This window comes from Moorena sp. SIO2C4 (assembly GCF_010672485.1).
Classification (GTDB): domain Bacteria; phylum Cyanobacteriota; class Cyanobacteriia; order Cyanobacteriales; family Coleofasciculaceae; genus Moorena; species Moorena producens.
Window position 1 is genome coordinate 1 of record NZ_JAAHGN010000832.1, and the last position, 3,451, is coordinate 3,451.

Genomic DNA, 3,451 nt, shown 5'->3' on the forward strand with positions numbered 1-3,451 from the left:
ATCAACAGATACACTGGAGCACTCCTAAGGGAGAGAATATCTAGGAGCCGTATGAGGGGAAACCTTCACGTACGGTTCTGAAGGAGAGGTGCCCCGGATAATACCGGGCATCGACTCTAACCGACGGATGTTCCGGGAGAATTCATAACAATAATGATCAAGTACTTCAGGCTCCGTTAACACGTTAAAGCGATGCAGCGCGGTCTTGGGGGTCTCCCCCATGAGCGACTGCATCAAGACATTGCTGGGGGGTTTTCCCCCCGGCCAAACCATCCGGTCCAGTCGCGTAAAATCACTCACGTCTGAATAAGTTGGAAAACTGAATGACATAAGGTAAATTCCTAGCCGTGGATAGTATTTCTGCGGCTATTTTTTTTGGAGGTTAGCAGGTTATCAGGTTGAAGGTTGTTCGCGTAGCGTGGCCGAAAGGCCAAGGTTAGTTAGTTGAAGGTTGAAGGTTGGTTAGTTGGAGGTTGTTCGCGTAGCGTGGCCTTTTGGCCAAGGTTGGTTAGTTGAAGGTTGAATGTTAGTTAGTTGAAGGTTGAATGTTAGTTAGTTGAAGGTTGAATGTTAGTTAGTTGAAGGTTGAATGTTAGTTAGTTGAAGGTTGAATGTTAGTTAGTTGAAGGTTGAATGTTATTGGGTTGAAGGTTGTCTGTCAGAATGCTAAATTCTAAATTCTAAATTCTAAATTCTACATTCTAAATTCTACATTCTAAATTCTACATTCTACACTCCCCACAATCCCCATCTCCCCACAATCCCCAAAAATGTCCTGATGGAGTAGCAGAGATTCTGTATAGGGGTCTAAAACCTCTGAAGCATAAAATTCAGCCAATCCTATGACCTTAATCAGTAAATTGGGTTTTAAGCCACAAAAGAAAGCTCATTTAATTGCACCAGTAGCAATTAAATCATCTGATATATCGATAGTTATTCCCGTCAGGAACAATCAGAAAGGAATTGAATTATTTTTGTCAGAATTTTTCAAAACCCAGAACCTAGAAAGCTATCCCAAAGAAATAATTATCGTTGATAATCAATCAAGCCCAGAGATTACTATCCCTAAACAGTTTCAAGTTGCTCCCCTTTCAATACGAGTGATAAAATGCTCAAAACTTGGACCGGCATCTGCCAGAAATATGGGAATCAACTCTGCTCAAGGAGATTGGATTTTATTTACCGATAGTGACTGTATTCCTTCAGAATCCTTAATCACAGGCTATCTTAATGCCATGAATGGCTCCATCGGATATGCAGGGAATGTTAAAGCCTGGAGCAATGATGTATTGTCAAACTATTATGAAACTCAAGAAATACTTGTGCCCTTAAAAGTTATTGAAGATGGGCAGATGATCAGACCGGAATATTTAATTACAGCCAATGCCCTAGTGTGGAAAAAAGCCCTTGAAAAAATCGGTGGGTTTAACGAAACTATTAAAATCGCTGCCGGTGAAGATATAGATTTAGGGTTTAGGTTATTAGAAATTGGCAACTTATCCTATAGTTGGCAATCAACTGTATATCATGATTTCACTCACGACATTCTGGGATTTATTAAAAGATTTATCAGATATGGAAAAGGCAACAAACTAGTCAGTCAGCTATATTCCATTGACTTAACTCCTAAACCGTTTATTCCCAATAAACCGGGTTTTATAAATCAACTATTGTCAACTTTACAATATGTGTGTCTTATAGTAGGATATAGAATTAGTTAAAAGGTAAGCTATCAGCTTAAGCGCTACGCGCACGCTACGCGAACAGCTATCAGCTATCAGCCTATGCTTAGATGGGCTTTTCCCTAGACTTTGAATTCGATAAAATCTCGAACTATTAGGTGCGACCCGTGGCGAATTTAATTCTTAATGGGTCAAGCGCACCTTTAAATTCTGCCAAAAGAGGTTTATTTTAAGCTGACAGCTGACCGCTGACTGCTGAATGCTTACGTTAAAAGATTACTTGATTCTATCTATAGCAGTTCTCATAGTAATAGACTTCTTGCAGAAGTAGGGAACAGGGAACAGCGGATCTGGGAACAGTGGACAAGAATTGACGCAAAGCGATGCAGAGGTGCGACCCGTGGCGAATTTAATTCGACGACTGTAAGCGCACCTAAGTGGTCTTGGGGGTTTCCCCCATGAGCGACTGCATCAAGAACACTATCAGAAAACTACTTTTGCAAGAGGTCTAATCAGGTACACAGGATTTTTTCCCTATTGCCTATTGCCTATTGCCTATTGCCTCTTGCCTCTTGCCTATTCCCTGTTCCCTGTTCCCTGTTCCCCATCTCCCCATCTCCCCATCTCCCTATCTACCCACCCTCCCCAAAAATTTCCTGGTGGAATAGCCAAGATTGTGTATAGAAGTTATAGTGCAGCTACCCGGAAGTCTGAAGTCTGAAGTCTGAAGTCTGAAATTCTTTAATATCAAGGATTTCGACTCTAGGACGCGGGTTTGTTATTTCTGTCCCCCTGCACTAGTCAGTTGGCAGAACTTCTAATCCAGACAATTGAGGTAATCCTATGACTTTCATCAACAAACTTCATTCAACTCCCCAGAATTACTCCGATTTTACTGTACCCTTAAACATTCAAGCATCTGATATATCAATCGTTATTCCCGTCAGGAATAATCAAGAAGGACTTGATTTATTTTTAACTGAATTTTTTAACACCCAGAGTCCCTACATCTATCCCCAAGAAATTATTATTGTTGATAATAACTCAACTCGACCAATTACTATCTCTCAACAGTTCCAAGGTAATAACCTTTCGATCAGATTGCTGAAATGCTCAAAAAATGATGTGGCATCTGCCAGAAATGTAGGCATAAACTATGCCAAAGGAGATTGGATTTTATTTACCGATAGCCACTGTCTTCCATCTGAATCATTTATCCAAGGCTATCTTAATAGCATAAATGGGTCAATAGCCTATGCAGGTAATGTTAAAGCATCGGGCAAGGATTTATTGTCAAAATTTTATGAAGGTCAAGAAAGACTCATTCCCTTAACCATGGTTGAAGAGTGCCATATCAGTAGACCAGAATCATTAATTACAGCCAATGCCCTGATTTGGAAAAAAGCTCTTCAACAAATCGGTGGATTTAAAGAAACCATTAGAATTCCCGAGGGAGCCGATCTAGATTTAGCATTTCGGTTATTCCAAATTGGTCAATTATCCTATTGTTGGCAATCCACTGTCTATCCTAATCACAATAAAAAAATACCCGAATTTATCCAACGATTTATCAACGATGAAAACAGTAAACTAATGGTGAGTAATCTCTATCATATTTAAATGATAGCAGTCGGGAGTCGGGAGTCGGGAATCGGGAGTCGGGAGTCTGGAATCGGGAATCGGGAATCGGAAACAGGTAATAGGTAATAGGTAATAGGTAATAGGTAAAAAATATGTGTAGCTAATTAATAGGATAACTGCTATATAAT

3 protein-coding genes are annotated in these 3,451 nt (G+C 40.0%); all 3 read left to right on the forward strand.

What is annotated here, in order from left to right; translation table 11 throughout:
• Window positions 1-860 precede the first annotated feature (860 nt).
• The 3 genes from F6K20_RS29885 to F6K20_RS29895 all read left to right on the forward strand — a co-directional run bounded on the left by F6K20_RS29885 (window position 861) and on the right by F6K20_RS29895 (window position 3,302).
• Window positions 861-1,721 carry a glycosyltransferase family 2 protein gene (locus F6K20_RS29885; RefSeq protein WP_287297119.1) on the forward strand — a complete coding sequence of 287 codons (861 nt, stop codon included), beginning with the start codon at window positions 861-863 and terminating at the stop codon, window positions 1,719-1,721.
• A gap of 505 nt (window positions 1,722-2,226) precedes the next feature.
• Window positions 2,227-2,403, forward strand: a complete 177-nt coding sequence (locus F6K20_RS29890; protein ID WP_287297121.1) for a hypothetical protein — start codon at window positions 2,227-2,229, stop codon at window positions 2,401-2,403.
• A 122-nt stretch (window positions 2,404-2,525) separates the two neighbouring features.
• On the forward strand, window positions 2,526-3,302 hold the full coding sequence (locus tag F6K20_RS29895; protein ID WP_008182167.1) for a glycosyltransferase family 2 protein: 777 nt from the start codon (window positions 2,526-2,528) through the stop codon (window positions 3,300-3,302).
• Window positions 3,303-3,451 lie beyond the last annotated feature (149 nt).

Excerpts from the sequence above, each read along its gene's own strand:
- F6K20_RS29895 (WP_008182167.1), top strand. The coding sequence starts at position 2,526 with ATGACTTTCATCAACAAACTTCATTCAACTCCCCAGAATTACTCCGAT.